Raw genomic sequence first — 14,891 nt, 5'->3', positions numbered from 1 at the left:
GGGCGCCACCGGCCCCCCACACGACAGGGCCGGACGGAAGAAGACAATGGGGCCATGGGACGCGGCACACTCCGGATCTATCTCGGCGCGGCACCGGGCGTCGGCAAGACGTACGCGATGCTCTCCGAGGCCCATCGCAGGGTCGAGCGCGGGACCGACTGTGTGGTGGCGTTCGTGGAGCACCACGACCGGCCGCGGACCGAGGTCATGCTGCACGGGCTGGAGCTGCTGCCGCGCCAGGAGCTGGAGTACCGGGGCACCGTCTTCACCGAGATGAACGTGGACGCGGTCCTGGAGCGGGCCCCGGCGGTGGCGCTGGTGGACGAGCTGGCCCACACCAACGTGCCCGGCTCGCGCAACGCCAAGCGCTGGCAGGACGTCGAGGAACTCCTCAAGGCCGGGATCGACGTCATATCCACGGTCAACATCCAGCACCTGGAGTCGCTGGGCGACGTCGTGGAGTCGATCACGGGGGTCCGGCAGCGGGAGACGGTGCCCGACGAGGTGGTGCGCCGGGCCGACCAGATCGAGCTGGTCGACATGTCGCCCCAGGCGCTGCGCCGCCGGATGGCGCACGGCAACATCTACCGGCCCGACAAGATGGACGCGGCCCTCTCGAACTACTTCCGCCCCGGCAACCTCACCGCCCTGCGCGAGCTGGCCCTGCTCTGGGTCGCCGACCGGGTCGACGAGTACCTCCAGCAGTACCGGGGCGAGCACAACATCCGCACCACCTGGCAGGCCCGCGAGCGCATCGTCGTCGGACTGACCGGCGGGCCCGAGGGCCGCACCCTCATCCGCCGTGCCTCCCGGATGGCGGCCAAGGGCTCCGGCAGCGAGATCCTCGCCGTCTACATCGCCCGCAGCGACGGCCTGACCTCGGCGTCCCCGAAGGAGCTGGCCGTCCAGCGCACCCTGGTCGAGGACCTCGGCGGCACCTTCCACCACGTCATCGGCGACGACATACCGGCCGCCCTGCTGGAGTTCGCCCGCGGCGTCAACTCCACCCAGATCGTGCTGGGCTCCAGCCGCCGCAAGACCTGGCAGTACATCTACGGCCCCGGGGTCGGCGCGACCGTCGCCCGCGAGTCGGGACCCGACCTCGACGTCCACATCGTGACCCACGAGGAGGTCGCCAAGGGCCGCGGCCTGCCCATGGCCCGCGGCGCCCGGCTCGGCCGCGCCCGGATCATCTGGGGCTGGCTCGTCGGCGTCGTCGGCCCCGTCCTGCTCGCGGTGGTGCTGCGCGGCATGGAGGACGCCCCCGGCCTCGCCAACGACGTCCTGCTCTTCCTCTTCCTGACGGTGGCCGCCGCCCTGCTCGGCGGACTGCGGCCCGCACTCGCCTCGGCGGCCGTCGGAAGCCTGCTGCTGAACTACTGGTTCACCCCGCCCACCCACACCCTGACCGTCCAGGACCCGGAGAACCTCGTCGCCATCGTGATCTTCTTCGCGGTGGCGGTGGCGGTCTCCTCCGTGGTCGACCTCGCGGCCCGGCGCACCCACCAGGCCGCACGGCTGCGCGCCGAGTCGGAGATCCTCTCCTTCCTCGCGGGCAGTGTGCTGCGCGGCGAGACCGCTCTGGACGCCCTGCTGGAACGGGTCCGCGAGACCTTCGCGATGGAGTCCGTCGCCCTGCTGGAGCGCAGCAGCGACGTCGAACCGTGGACCTGCGCCGGATCCGTCGGGCCGGCCCCGGTCACCCGCCCCGACGACGCCGACGTGGACATGCCGGTCGGCGACAACATGGCCCTCGCGCTGTCGGGCCGGGTGCTGCCCGCCGAGGACCGCCGGGTGCTCGGCGCGTTCGCCGCCCAGGCCGCCGTCGTCCTGGACCGCCAGCGCCTGGTCGGGGAGGCCGAGCAGGCCCGCAGGCTCGCCGAGGGCAACCGGATCAGGACCGCCCTGCTCGCCGCCGTCAGCCACGACCTGCGCACCCCGCTGGCCTCCATCAAGGCCGCCGTCAGCTCGCTGCGCTCCGACGACGTGGCCTGGTCCGACGAGGACGAGGCGGAGCTCCTGGAAGGCATCGAGGACGGCGCCGACCGGCTGGACCACCTGGTCGGCAACCTGCTGGACATGTCCCGCCTCCAGACCGGCACCGTGACCCCGCTGATCCGCGAGATCGACCTCGACGAGGTGGTCCCCATGGCGCTCGGCGGCGTCCCGGAGGGCAGCGTCGACCTCGACATCCCCGAGACGCTGCCGATGGTCGCCGTCGACCCGGGGCTCCTGGAGCGGGTCGTCGCCAACATCGTCGAGAACGCCGTCAAGTACAACCCCGGCCAGGAGCCCGTCGCCGTGGCCGCCAGCGCCCTCGGCGGCCGGGTCGAGCTACGGGTCGTGGACCGCGGCCGGGGTGTGCCCGACGAGGCCAAGGAACGGATCTTCGAGCCCTTCCAGCGGTACGGGGACGCCCCGCGCGGCGCCGGTGTGGGCCTCGGCCTCGCCGTCTCCCGGGGCTTCGCCGAGGCCATGGGCGGCACCCTCGACGCCGAGGACACTCCCGGCGGCGGGCTGACCATGGTCCTGACCCTCACCGCGGCGCCGGGCGGCGTCCGGACGGAGGCCGAGCTGCCGGCCCGGGCCACCTCATGACAGGTCCCCGCGGGCCGGGACGCCCCGGGGCGTACGCGGCCCGCCTCCACGCATGTCCCTCCGTCTCCCCGTACAACAGGGTTCTTCCCTCCTCCCCGTGCAGCAGAAAGGCAGGTCCGCGATGACCAGGGTGCTTGTGGTCGACGACGAGCCGCAGATCGTCCGCGCCCTCGTGATCAACCTGAAGGCGCGCCAGTACGAGGTCGACGCCGCGCCCGACGGGGCGACCGCCCTCCAGCTCGCCGCCGCCCGCCACCCCGACGTCGTCCTCCTCGACCTCGGGCTGCCCGACATGGACGGTGTCGAGGTGATCAGGGGCCTGCGCGGCTGGACCCGGGTGCCCATCCTCGTACTCTCCGCCCGCCACACCTCCGACGAGAAGGTGGAGGCCCTGGACGCCGGGGCGGACGACTACGTCACCAAGCCGTTCGGCATGGACGAGCTGCTGGCCCGGCTGCGCGCCTCGGTCCGCCGGGCGGAACCGGTCGGTCAGGAGGGCGGCGCCGAGGACATCGCGCTGGTCGAGACGGCGGGCTTCACCGTCGACCTGGCGGCGAAGAAGGTGCACCGGTCCGGGCGCGACGTACGTCTTACCCCCACGGAATGGCATCTGCTGGAGGTCCTCGTCCGCAACGGCGGCCGTCTGGTCAGCCAGAAGCAGCTCCTCCAGGAGGTCTGGGGCCCCTCCTACGGCACCGAGACCAACTATCTGCGGGTCTACATGGCCCAGCTGCGCCGCAAGCTGGAGGCGGACCCCTCGCACCCCCGGCACTTCGTCACCGAACCGGGCATGGGCTACCGCTTCGAGCGCGACTGACGGGCGCCCGGGTCATCCTTTCGAGTGGTCGCCCAGGGCCTCCGTGTACCGCCCGCAGGACCGGTACCCTTCGGGTATGAGTGCTGTTCCCCGATCCGAGAAAGCCGGGAAGGCCGGGAAGGCGGCGCGCCCTTCCGGGCGCTTCCGCCGTATGCTCGACCGGCTCTCCAGCTCCCAGGAGGACCTGGAGTCCCAGGAGCTGCAGGAGGACGCGCAGGCCACCGGGTGCACCCGGATCTCCGAGTGCTCCGATCGGCAGATCGTGAAGGTGGCTGGTACGTTGCGGACCGTCACCCTCCGTCCCCGGGCCGGAGTGCCCGCCCTGGAGGCGGAGCTCTTCGACGGCACCGAGCCGCTGGACGTGGTCTGGCTCGGCCGTCGCTCCATCGTCGGCATCGAGCCCGGCCGCAGGATCATCGCCTCGGGGCGGGTCGCCATGAGCCATGGCCGCCGGGTGCTGTTCAACCCCACATACGAACTCCGACCGCTCGCCAAGGAGTAGCCGGTGACGTCTCTCGACAAGCCGACGTCCGAAACGGACCAGCCCCACCGTACGGCCCCGCAGCACGCCGGCGGGAGGCACGCCGCCCAGCAGGGCGACGAGGCGAAGGCCGTCACCGAGGCCGCCCTCTTCGAGGCCTTCGGCGGCGTGCGCGGCATGGTGGAGACAGTCCTCCCCGGGCTGCTTTTCGTCACGATCTTCACCATCAACAAGAACCTGAACGCCTCGGCCATCGCGGCCCTGGCGGTCTCCCTGGCCCTCGTCGCCGTCCGGCTGATCCGCCGGGACACCGTCAAGCACGCCTTCAGCGGCGTCTTCGGGGTGGCCTTCGGCGTTCTCTTCGCCAAGATGACGGGCGACGCCAAGGACTTCTACCTGCCGGGCATGCTCTACACCCTGGGCCTCGCGGTCGCCTACATCGGCACCGCGGTGGCCGGGGTGCCGCTGATCGGCCTGATCCTCGGCCCGGTCTTCAAGGAGAACCTCTCCTGGCGGACCCGTAACCCGGGACGGAAGAAGGCGTACACCAAGGCCAGTTACGCCTGGGGCTTCATCCTGCTCGCCAAGTGCGCGATCCTCTTCCCGCTCTACTGGTGGGCCGACACCACCGAGTTCGGCTGGGTCCTCATCGCGCTGAAGATCCCGCCGTTCCTGCTGGCGGTGTATCTGACCTGGGTCTTCCTCGCGAAGGCGCCGGCGCCCATCGACGTATTCGCCGAGATGGAGGCCGAGGAACAGGCCGAGAAGGAGCGCAAGGCCCAGGCCGCCGCGGCGCTCCGCGACCCGGACGCCTGACCCGTACACGTACGCGTACACCTGGCATCCCAGAGGAAGGGGCCCGGAACCGCTCAGCGGTTCCGGGCCCCTTCCCATCGCTCTGCCGGCCAGTCCTCCGGTTCTGCCGGTCACTCCTCCGAAGGATCGCGGCGGACCGACAACAGGTCCTCCAACTGCTCCTCGCGCGCCTGGGCGGCCACGAACAGCAGCTCGTCACCGGCCTCCAGGGACTCCTCGGGGCTCGGCGTCAGCACCCGCGTACCCCGGATGATCGTCACCAGTGAGGTGTCCTCGGGCCAGGCGACGTCCCCGACCCGGGTGCCGGCCAGCGCCGACTCCGGCGGCAGGGTCAGCTCCACCAGGTTGGCGTCGCCGTGGCTGAAGCGCAGCAGCCGGACCAGATCGCCGACGCTCACCGCCTCCTCGACCAGGGCCGACATCAGACGTGGCGTCGAGACCGCGACGTCCACGCCCCAGGACTCGTTGAACAGCCACTCGTTCTTCGGGTTGTTCACCCGGGCCACCACGCGCGGCACGCCGTACTCGGTCTTGGCGAGCAGCGAGACGACCAGGTTGACCTTGTCGTCCCCGGTCGCGGCGATCACCACGTTGCACCGCTGCAGCGCCGCCTCGTCCAGCGACGTGATCTCACACGCGTCCGCGAGCAACCACTCGGCCATCGGGACCCGCTCCACCGAGATGGCGGTCGGCGCCTTGTCGATCAGCAGCACCTCGTGCCCGTTCTCCAGCAGCTCGGCGGCGATGGAACGGCCCACCGCGCCCGCCCCGGCAATCGACACACGCATCAGTGACCGTCCTCCTCGGGACCCTGGGCGAAGGCCTCTTCGACCTTGGCGATCTCGTCCGTACGCATCATCACGTGGACCAGGTCGCCCTCCTGGAGGACGGTCTGCGAGCTCGGCAGTATGGCCTCGCCCAACCGGGTGAGGAAGGCGACACGGACCCCCGTCTCCTCCTGGAGCGTGCTGATCTTGTGGCCGATCCAGGACGGCGTCGTGTGCACCTCGGCGAGCTGCACACCCCCGCTCGGATCACGCCACAGGGGCTCGGCGCCCGAAGGCAGCAGCCGCCGCAGCATCTGGTCCGCCGTCCAGCGGACCGTCGCCACGGTGGGGATGCCGAGACGCTGGTAGACCTCGGCGCGGCGGGGGTCGTAGATCCGCGCGGCGACGTTCTCGATGGAGAACATCTCGCGGGCCACCCGGGCCGCGATGATGTTCGAGTTGTCGCCGCTGCTGACCGCGGCGAACGCCCCGGCGTCCTCGATGCCCGCCTCGCGGAGGGTGTCCTGGTCGAAGCCGACCCCGGTGACCCGGCGACCGCCGAATCCGGACCCGAGGCGACGGAACGCCGTGGGGTCCTGGTCGATCACCGCGACGGTGTGCCCCTGCTGTTCCAGGGTCTGTGCGAGAGCGGCTCCGACGCGCCCGCAGCCCATGATGACGATGTGCACTGTGCGCCTACCCCGCCGTCCTGGTCATCCGGCTGACCTGCGAAAACACGCTGCTCACACTTCTCTCTCAGCTTGCTGGGCAACCAACGGGACACACACCCGCGGCGCGGCCCGGAGTCGAGCTTAAGCGCCGGGGAAGTCGATCCCTCATCCGAGTGTCCGCATCCTCGCGCACTCCGGCAAAGGGAGAGCAAAATAGGCCGAACGGGCGCAAGGATTGCGTTAAAGAATGACGGGGCGTTCTCCGCCGACCGCAGGAGATTGCGGGGCCACGTCGAAAGGGCGTGCGTTTCGGCCACGGGCTCCGCTTACGATCCTCAGCGTGTCCAAACTGACCGACCTGCCCAAACGGATCCTGATCGGCCGGGCGTTGCGCAGCGACAAGCTCGGGGAGACCCTCCTCCCCAAGCGCATCGCACTCCCCGTCTTCGCGTCCGACCCGTTGTCCTCGGTGGCCTACGCGCCGGGAGAAGTCCTCCTCGTGCTGTCCATCGCGGGAGTGTCGGCGTACCACTTCAGCCCCTGGATCGCCGTCGCGGTCGTCGTCCTCATGTTCACGGTCGTCGCCTCCTACCGGCAGAACGTCCGCGCCTACCCGAGCGGCGGCGGCGACTACGAGGTCGCGACCACCAACCTCGGCCCCAAGTCCGGACTGACCGTCGCCAGCGCCCTGCTCGTCGACTACGTCCTCACCGTCGCCGTCTCGATCTCCTCCGGCGTCGAGAACCTCGGCTCGGCGATCCCGTTCGTCATCGAGCACAAGACGCTCTGCGCCGTCGGCGCCATCGTCCTGCTCACCCTGATGAACCTGCGCGGCGTCAAGGAGTCCGGGAAGCTCTTCGCCATTCCCACCTACCTCTTCGTGGCCGGCGTCTTCCTCATGATCCTGTGGGGCGCGTTCCGGGGAGTGGTCCTCGGAGACGCGATGCACGCCCCCACCGCCGACCTGGAGATCAAGCCCGAACACGAGGGGCTGGCCGGCTTCGCGCTCGTCTTCCTCCTCCTGCGGGCCTTCTCCTCCGGCTGCGCCGCCCTCACCGGGGTCGAGGCGATCAGCAACGGCGTGCCCGCCTTCCGGAAGCCGAAGAGCAAGAACGCCGCGACCACGCTCGCCATGATGGGGCTGCTAGCCGTCACCATGTTCTGCGGCATCATCGGCCTGGCCCTGGCCACCGACGTCAAGATGGCCGAGAACCCGGCGGCCGACCTGATCCGCGACGGCGTCCCGGTCGGCGCGGGCTTCACCCAGGACCCGGTCATCGCCCAGGTCGCCGAGGCGGTCTTCGGCCACGGTTCCTTCCTCTTCATGGTCCTCGCGGCCGCCACCGCCCTGGTCCTCTTCCTCGCCGCCAACACCGCGTACAACGGCTTCCCGCTGCTCGGCTCGATCCTCGCCCAGGACCGCTACCTGCCGCGCCAGCTGCACACGCGCGGCGACCGCCTCGCCTTCTCCAACGGCATCGTGCTGTTGGCCGGCGCGGCGATCCTGCTCGTCTGGATCTACGGAGCCGACTCCACGAAGCTGATCCAGCTCTACATCGTCGGGGTGTTCGTCTCCTTCACCCTCAGCCAGACCGGCATGGTGCGGCACTGGAACCGCCTGCTGACCGACGAACGGGATCAGGCCAAACGCCGCCACATGGTCCGCTCCCGCGCGATCAACGCCTTCGGCGCCTTCTTCTGCGGCATGGTCCTGGTGATCGTCCTCGCCACCAAGTTCACCCACGGCGCCTGGGTGGCCCTGCTCGGCATGGTCATCTTCTACGGCACGATGACCGCGATCCGGAAGCATTACGACCGGGTCGCCGCCGAGATCGCCGCCGACGAGACGCCCGCGGACGAGAGCGTGCGCCCCTCCCGCGTCCACGCCATCGTCCTCGTGTCCAAGCTCCACCGCCCCACCCTGCGCGCGCTCGCCTACGCCCAGCTGATCCGCGCCGACCACCTGGAGGCGCTCTCCATCAGCGTCGACCCGGACGAGACGAAGGCGCTGCGCGAGGACTGGGAACGGCGCGCCATCAACGTCCCCCTCAAGATCCTCGACTCGCCCTACCGCGAGGTGACCCGCCCGGTCATCGAGTACGTGAAGGGTCTGCGCCGCCAGAGTCCACGCGACGTGGTCAGCGTCTACATCCCCGAGTACGTGGTCGGCCACTGGTATGAACACCTGCTGCACAACCAGAGCGCCCTGCGCCTGAAGGGCCGCCTGCTCTTCACCCCGGGCGTCATGGTGACCTCCGTCCCGTACCAGCTCCAGTCCTCCGAGGCGGCGAAGAAGCGGGCCCGCAAGCGCGCCGACTGGAGCGCCCCGGGCTCGGTCCGCCGGGGCCCGGTGGAGCGGAGGCACAAGGAGCCGAACCGCAAGAGGTGAGACCGGCCGATGCCTTCCGGACGCCCGGCCCCCGTCCGGAAGGCGCGAGGCGGCGGGGGCCGGGCGTGGTCGGCACCCTCGCCGCGCCCACGTAGACTGGTGGGCTGTCGTCCGGCCGCAGGCCCGGCCGTTTGCCCCCTTTCTCCCTGGAGCCTCCCCTCATGCAGAACGAACCCACGTCGTCGCTGGTCGGGGAGGAGTACGAGGTCGAGGTCGGGCCCGTCGCACACGGCGGTCACTGCATCGCCCGCACCGCCGAGAACCAGGTGCTCTTCGTACGCCACACGCTCCCCGGCGAGAAGATCATCGCCAAGGTCACCGACGGCGACACGGACTCCCGCTTCCTGCGGGCCGACGCGGTACGGATCATCGAGCCGTCCAAGGACCGCGTCGAGGCGCCCTGCCCGTACGCCGGACCCGGCATGTGCGGCGGCTGCGACTGGCAGCACGCCAAGCCGGGCGCGCAGCGCCGCCTCAAGGGCGAGGTCATCGCCGAGCAGCTCCTGCGGCTGGCCGGCCTCACCCCCGAGGAGGCCGGCTGGGACGGCACGGTCATGCCGGCCGAGGGCGACAAGCTCCCCGCGGGCGAGGTGCCGGCCTGGCGCACCCGTGTCCAGTACGCCGTCGACGCCGACGGCCGCGCGGGCCTGCGCAAGCACCGCTCGCACGACGTCCAGCCGATCGACCGCTGCCTGATCGCCGCGCCGGGCGTCTCGGAGCTCGGCGTCGAGAAGCGCGAGTGGCCCCAGATCGCCGGGGTGGAGGCCATCACCGCCACCGGCTCCCACGACCGCCAGGTCATCCTTACCCCGAATCCCGGCGGCCGGCTCCCCTTGGTGGAACTCGACAAGCCGGTCTCCGTGCTCCGCGTCGACGAGAAGGACGGCGGCGTCCACCGCGTCCACGGCCGCGCCTTCGTCCGCGAGCGCGCCGACGACCGCACCTACCGCGTCGGCTCCGGCGGCTTCTGGCAGGTCCACCCGCAGGCGGCCAACACCCTGGTCCGCGCGGTCATGCAGGGCCTGCTGCCCCGCAAGAACGACACCGCTCTCGACCTCTACTGCGGCGTCGGCCTGTTCGCCGGAGCCATCGGCCAGCGCCTCGGCGAGAAGGGCGCGGTACTCGGCATCGAGTCCGGCAAGCGCGCGGTCGAGGACGCCCGCCACAACCTGAAGGACCTGGACCGGGTCCGTATCGAACACGGCAAGGTCGACCAGGTCCTGCCCCGCACCGGCATCACGGAGTGCGACCTGATCGTCCTGGACCCGCCGCGCGCGGGCGCGGGCAAGCAGGTGGTCAAGCACCTGGCGGGGCTGGGCGCACGCAAGATCGCCTACGTGGCCTGCGACCCGGCGGCGCTGGCACGGGACCTGGCGTACTTCCGGGACGGGGGGTACAAGGTGCGGACGCTGCGGGCGTTCGATCTGTTTCCGATGACGCATCACGTCGAGTGCGTCGCGATCCTTGAGCCTGCTGCAAAGGGCGCCTGACCTGCTGTTTCGCCGAGTGTGCATTATGTGCGCTGTGGGCGTTACGGGCGATATCTTGACGCATATTCGACGCACGTTGGGCCCTTCTGACGCACGTTTGACGCACGCTCTGACGAGTAATCAGGTAGGGAAAGCCGCCTGCCGACCCACCCTCGGGCGGGTTGGCAGGCGGCCTTCCTTGATCCCGGTGGTGGGTTGGTTGCCCGGTGTGCCTTTGCGTGTTGGTCGAAGACGTCGCCAAGCCTGGCGTGCCTGTAAACCGTACGGGGTGCCTCTGGTTGGGTGGGTTCCAGGTATTTACGGCCGAGGCATGAGCCCGAGGAGAGTTCGAGCGGCGGTCTCCTTCTCGGAAGCCGTCGGCATTTCTGCGGAGCAGCCGTGAGGCTCGCTCGTACATCGGAATGGTGTAAGCAGGCCCTTTACGGGTGCAACTTGCTCGTCTCCTGTGACCACCGGCCCGAGGCGGCTGGCGTGATCCGCACCGACGTCCAGAAGGGCTCCAGTAAGGCCGAGGTCGAGGTCATCTCCTTCCCGGCCTGGTCGAGGCTGGCTCGGTCGCCGAGTCAGAGGCGAGACCGTATGAGGGCAGGGCTACGTCATGCAGGACGCAGACGTGGTGGAGTTCCGCTTCGATGTGTAGCGGGTGACATATCGCCACGTCGCTAATCTGGCAAACATGCAGGTCAGATAGGGTCCGACTCTTCGGAGTCGGGCCCTTGGTCTTTTCCCGTGCTGGGATGGGATGGGAACGCCCGTGCTGGGTTTCGGACAGTGTGCTGCCCGGTGCAACGGGTGAGCAGGGAGAGCATCCACACGTCTTCTTCACGGCCTCATGGCCTCGTGCGGAAACAAATCTGCACCTGCCCGACGTTGTTGATCTCCTAGCCGAGGGGGGAAGTCGGGCGTGAAGCTGTTCCATACAACGAAAGGCGGCGTGACTGAGGTCACTCCGCGTCTTGCCGACGTCGAGGCGGATATGCAGAGCCTTATCGAGGCGCACATGGAGACGATGCTGGGGGTGCAGTTCCTGGCGAGCGAGTACGTGATCGACTGCGTCGAGGGCGGGCGGATCGACTCGCTCGGGATTGACGAGAACGGTGCGCCGGTCATCGTTGAGTACAAGCGCGGCACGGATGCCGGCGTGATCAACCAGGGCCTTTACTACCTGTCGTGGCTCACCCGGCACCGGAGCGCCTTCGACAGCCTGGTCCGCGACAGGCTCGGAGTGCCGACCGCAGCGCAGGTCCTGTGGAGCGCCCCCCGCCTGATCTGTGTTGCCGGCGACTTCACCCGCTACGACGCGCACGCTGTGCGCGAGCACCGTCGAAGCATCGACCTGGTCCGCTACCGGTACTACGGCAGCGACCACGTCAGCCTGGAGACGGTGGTCTCCGTCACCGGCAAGTCGGGTGCGGCGAACCGGCGCACTCGCCGTCACGCGCACATGGACGCGCCACAGGCGCTCCAGCGGCAGACCGGCGCGATGGCGGAGCTGGCCGTGGCTGCGGACGAGACGCTCCGCGGCCTGGGAGATGGCATCACGCGAGTTCAGCGCAAGCAGTACGCCGCCTACCAGAGGCTGCGGAATTTCGCCTGCGTCATCCCGCCCCAGCAGACCAAGTTGCTCGTCTACCTGAAGGCCGACCCGAAAAGCGTCGATCTCACTCCCGGATTCACCCGGGACGTGACGGGGCTCGGTCACCACGGCACGGGCGACCTGGAGGTGCAGCTGCGCACTGAACGGGACCTAGAGCGTGCTCAGGACCTGTTCCGGCTGAGCTACGCCGCGGCGTGAACGAGTAATGGCCCCCAAGACCAGCTGCGCTTGCCTGATCAAGTTGTCGTCTGTCGCGATGCGTCCCTTCGAAGGCGGTCAGGTAGTGGCGGTGGAGCTATAAGTATTCGGTGGATCCCCGGTTTCGGTAACCGGGGATCCACCGCTATATTGCCGCCCAGATCTACCGAAGCCCGCCGGACAAGGCGACGTGAGCGGCCTGCACGCTCGCCCAGTAGTGGGCGAACTGTTCCTCGTTCAGCCTCCGCACCGCGTATCCGGCGCATTTGCTGCACCAGCCCGAGCCTGTCCAATCGCCGTATCCCGGGTCTTGAAGGTAGAGCGGAACGAGGTCGCGGAGAGTGAGAAGGTCATGCTCGGGGCTCAGCCACTTCTCGTGCACACACAGGCCGTGTGACTTTCCTTCGTAAAGCCCCTGTGGATTCGTGGCGTACACCTGAAGATTGACCAGAGGCCCCAGCGCCTGGTTTCCGACGCTCTTTCCCGTGACTCCGTGACGGTCCATGACGAAAGGCTGGCCGTCGCGGCTGCGCAGGAACACCCAGAGCGAGAATTGATCCCCTGGGACGAGCGCTGCCAGGGAGGCCATGCGTAGCAATCCGTCGGTGTACCGGTCGGGGGCGCGGATGAGGGATGTTTCGCGGAGATCGGCGTCGGGCGGGGCGTCGAGCCACTCGTCCGGAATCGGGGCGCGTCGGGTTGCCGGGTCCTGGCTGGCGAAGGCTTCACGGCCGAATTCGACGGTGACTTTGCGGTAGACGCTCTCGGCAGGGTGCGGGAGGGGCATGAATCGATTCTCGCCGACTCTGGCGGGCGTAGGGCAGGGCCTGTGATGTATGGGGATGCGGTGGACAGGATGGGAGCGGGCGGGGCACATTTAATCGCTGGAGCAGATGGCTGCGAGCGTGCAACCCCTCGGGTGAAATATGCACGCGCGGCCGTCAGAGCGGTAAGGGAGAGACGTGCCGGACGAGGTACCCGGATCTCGGCGTGGCCATGCCTGGAGCGAGGCGGAGGACGAAAGGCTTGTCGCGGGCGTAGTCGAAGGGCTGGATCTGGCGCAACTGGCAGAGCGCCACGGCCGTACCCCGGCCGCGATCAGTGCACGGGTGGATCTGTCGGTGCCAGAGGACGGCGCGCTCGTTGACGACCCGATTGAGTGGCTGAGGACGCGTCTGGACCGCGAGCCGTCGTACCCGTGGCGAAGCGTGGCGGTTGCTCGCCGGCACCAGGATCGCCGGGCGCTGCGCAGCACGTCGGACTCCCGCGATGTGCCGGCGGAGGATCTGGCGGGCCGGGCGGCCGGGGTGCTGGCGGACTGGGAGGCTGCCACGGGACATGTGCTGCGGCCCGAGCGGCGCGAAGCCTTCCTTGGCCGGCAGGTCGTGTGGGACTTGGCCGCAGCCGATGAGACCGCTCGCCGGACAGCAGCCCGACGACTGTGGGGGCAAGCGGGCACGCTCCTTCTGGACGACTGGCTGCTGGAGTGTGTCTGTCCTGGTGCCGTGCATCTGACGAGCGACTGGCCCCTGATCGAGGCGCGTGACCCCGACACGGTGTTGGTGCTGCGGGAACTGGTCGCCGCAGCGGTGGACGAGTTGGCCGAGCCGCGGGATCGCGACGTACTCGGCCGTCGCCTTGGGCTTCACGATCAGCCGGCGCAGACGCTGGAGACAGCCGCCGAGAGCCTCGGCGTCTCCCGGGAGCGGGTCCGCCAGCTGCAGACCAGGGCGATCCGCCGTCTCGTGCGCAATACCGCTCCGGCGTCCCGGAGGCTGCGGCAGGTGTTGGGCGAGCTGAGCTGCATGGGTCGAGAGGGGCCCGGGGCTCAGCCGCCGGCCGCGGAACGGCTGCTCGACCTGGCGGACGTGCTGCTGCCGTCCGTTACTCCCCGGCAGGCGGTGCCTTTGCTGGCGCGGCTGGCCGGTGCCGACAAGGTCCGTGCGGAGAACCTCGCAGCAGAAGCGTCGACCATACGCACTTTGCGCCACGACGAGGCGCGCCGGGAGGCGGTGCGAGAGGGCCGCATCGACCGCTCGACGCGGCGGTGGGCAGCAGTGGCCGCAGAGGTGGACTGGTTCGGTGATCGCCGTCCGGCGCCACCACGAGCCGAACTGGAAACGCTCCGCGAAGAGGAGAACCTCACCCGCGGACGTTTCGGAGCATGGCACTGTCCCAAGCTCGACCGGGCCGTGTCGTACGAGTCCGAGACGGAACTGCGCGTCATTCAACTGCTCAGCTTCGCCTCGCAGATCACCTACTACCAGGAACAGCCGCTGGCCGTCAGCTACGAATACGAGGGGCGACAGCGCACCTACTACCCGGACCTGCTCGCTGCGACCGCAGACGGTAGCTGCGTCCTCATCGAGGTCAAGCCGGTGTACGAGATGGCGATGGCCATCAACGTCGCCAAGTACCGTGCCGCCGCCGACTTCTGCCGCGTCCGCGGCTGGGGCCTGGTGGCTACGGACGGATATCGCACGCGCCGGCTCCTCGAACACCAGGCGGTCGACCCGGGCCTGGAGGACGCACTGGCCCTCGCTCTGGCCGCGGGGCACGAACTGAGCTGGCCGCAGATCCGTGCCGCAGCGGGCGTGCTCCCGATCGGTTCGCTGGACCTGGCCGCGCTCATCTTCAGCAGGGAGTGGCAGTGGCGTACCAGCCCCTTCCGGCTGCGCGCGAGCCCAGCAGCGGACCGAGCGGGGGTCAGGCCGGCAGCGGCCACGGAGATCTCCGAGGGGCCCGGCGGGGATCGCTCCGTCGAAGGTAGGGCCCGGCCCGTCGTCCTGCCCTCGCCAGAGGACATCGAGGCTTCCCGCTCTCCCGCGGGAGGCTGGAGTCGTAAGCAACTTGCCGACTGGGGCGTTCCCTGGCCCCCGCCCAAGGGCTGGAAGGAGCAGCTGATTGCCCGCTGGAATGCCGGGTGACTACCAGGCGCCGCGAGACGAGCATGTGGGGGTGCCCGCCGTAACCGGCGGGCGATAAACCCCTACGGGCTTTGAAACAATTCCTCCGGAATTCAAAAGGCCGGTGGGTAACTGGGCAGGCCCCTGCGCTCCGCTCCGGG

The 14,891-nt window shown here is 69.6% G+C and carries 11 protein-coding genes; 8 read left to right on the top strand and 3 right to left on the bottom strand.

From position 1 onward, the window contains the following. Positions 1–54 precede the first annotated feature (54 nt). From AB0F29_RS35605 to AB0F29_RS35590, 4 genes are all read left to right on the top strand, one after another. Positions 55–2,598 (top strand): sensor histidine kinase KdpD, encoded by a 2,544-nt coding sequence (locus tag AB0F29_RS35605; protein ID WP_361881305.1) that lies wholly within the window; start codon positions 55–57, stop codon positions 2,596–2,598. Between the two features lie 121 nt (positions 2,599–2,719). Beyond that, positions 2,720–3,415, top strand: a complete 696-nt coding sequence (locus AB0F29_RS35600) for a response regulator (RefSeq protein ID WP_026290367.1) — start codon at positions 2,720–2,722, stop codon at positions 3,413–3,415. Positions 3,416–3,491: 76 nt separating this feature from the next. Continuing rightward, complete coding sequence (locus AB0F29_RS35595; protein WP_176739446.1) at positions 3,492–3,917, top strand: OB-fold nucleic acid binding domain-containing protein; 426 nt, start codon at positions 3,492–3,494, stop codon at positions 3,915–3,917. 3 nt (positions 3,918–3,920) lie between these two features. Further along, a complete protein-coding gene (locus tag AB0F29_RS35590; RefSeq protein ID WP_361881302.1) occupies positions 3,921–4,712 on the top strand; it encodes a DUF3159 domain-containing protein in 792 nt (263 codons plus the stop codon). 110 nt (positions 4,713–4,822) lie between these two features. Here AB0F29_RS35590 and AB0F29_RS35585 read toward each other — a convergent pair whose 3' ends face one another. Both AB0F29_RS35585 and AB0F29_RS35580 read right to left on the bottom strand, forming a co-directional pair. Then, a complete protein-coding gene (locus AB0F29_RS35585; protein ID WP_018957047.1) occupies positions 4,823–5,500 on the bottom strand; it encodes a TrkA family potassium uptake protein in 678 nt (225 codons plus the stop codon). Further along, positions 5,500–6,168 carry a TrkA family potassium uptake protein gene (locus tag AB0F29_RS35580; protein WP_007454533.1) on the bottom strand — a complete coding sequence of 223 codons (669 nt, stop codon included), beginning with the start codon at positions 6,166–6,168 and terminating at the stop codon, positions 5,500–5,502. The genes AB0F29_RS35585 and AB0F29_RS35580 overlap by 1 nt, the downstream gene beginning before the upstream one ends. A gap of 322 nt (positions 6,169–6,490) precedes the next feature. Between AB0F29_RS35580 and AB0F29_RS35575 the strand changes: the two genes are divergently transcribed. The 3 genes from AB0F29_RS35575 to AB0F29_RS35565 all read left to right on the top strand — a co-directional run bounded on the left by AB0F29_RS35575 (position 6,491) and on the right by AB0F29_RS35565 (position 11,824). Continuing rightward, entirely contained in the window at positions 6,491–8,539 is a 2,049-nt protein-coding gene (locus tag AB0F29_RS35575) for an APC family permease (RefSeq protein ID WP_361881298.1), read from the top strand. A 161-nt stretch (positions 8,540–8,700) separates the two neighbouring features. Further along, positions 8,701–10,029, top strand: a complete 1,329-nt coding sequence (locus AB0F29_RS35570; protein WP_361881295.1) for a class I SAM-dependent RNA methyltransferase — start codon at positions 8,701–8,703, stop codon at positions 10,027–10,029. Positions 10,030–10,963: 934 nt separating this feature from the next. Then, entirely contained in the window at positions 10,964–11,824 is an 861-nt protein-coding gene (locus AB0F29_RS35565) for an endonuclease NucS domain-containing protein (RefSeq protein ID WP_361881511.1), read from the top strand. A gap of 163 nt (positions 11,825–11,987) precedes the next feature. Here the strand turns inward: AB0F29_RS35565 and AB0F29_RS35560 are convergent, their stop codons facing one another. After that, a complete protein-coding gene (locus tag AB0F29_RS35560; RefSeq protein ID WP_361881293.1) occupies positions 11,988–12,611 on the bottom strand; it encodes a hypothetical protein in 624 nt (207 codons plus the stop codon). Positions 12,612–12,786: 175 nt separating this feature from the next. Here AB0F29_RS35560 and AB0F29_RS35555 point away from each other — a divergent pair, with 175 nt between their 5' ends. Beyond that, entirely contained in the window at positions 12,787–14,751 is a 1,965-nt protein-coding gene (locus tag AB0F29_RS35555; RefSeq protein WP_361881290.1) for a TnsA endonuclease N-terminal domain-containing protein, read from the top strand. The last annotated feature ends 140 nt before the right edge of the window (positions 14,752–14,891 follow it).

It is taken from the genome of Streptomyces sp. NPDC026589, assembly GCF_040638385.1.
GTDB lineage: Bacteria > Actinomycetota > Actinomycetes > Streptomycetales > Streptomycetaceae > Streptomyces.
This window is presented reverse-complemented; position numbering and strand designations above follow the sequence as displayed.

Bases quoted from the DNA above. Each gene is read 5' to 3' on its own strand.
- AB0F29_RS35570 (WP_361881295.1), top strand. From the start codon at position 8,701: ATGCAGAACGAACCCACGTCGTCGCTGGTCGGGGAGGAGTACGAGGTC.
- AB0F29_RS35560 (WP_361881293.1), bottom strand. From the start codon at position 12,611: ATGCCCCTCCCGCACCCTGCCGAGAGCGTCTACCGCAAAGTCACCGTC.
- AB0F29_RS35600 (WP_026290367.1), top strand. From the start codon at position 2,720: ATGACCAGGGTGCTTGTGGTCGACGACGAGCCGCAGATCGTCCGCGCC.
- AB0F29_RS35595 (WP_176739446.1), top strand. From the start codon at position 3,492: ATGAGTGCTGTTCCCCGATCCGAGAAAGCCGGGAAGGCCGGGAAGGCG.
- AB0F29_RS35585 (WP_018957047.1), bottom strand. From the start codon at position 5,500: ATGCGTGTGTCGATTGCCGGGGCGGGCGCGGTGGGCCGTTCCATCGCC.
- AB0F29_RS35605 (WP_361881305.1), top strand. From the start codon at position 55: ATGGGACGCGGCACACTCCGGATCTATCTCGGCGCGGCACCGGGCGTC.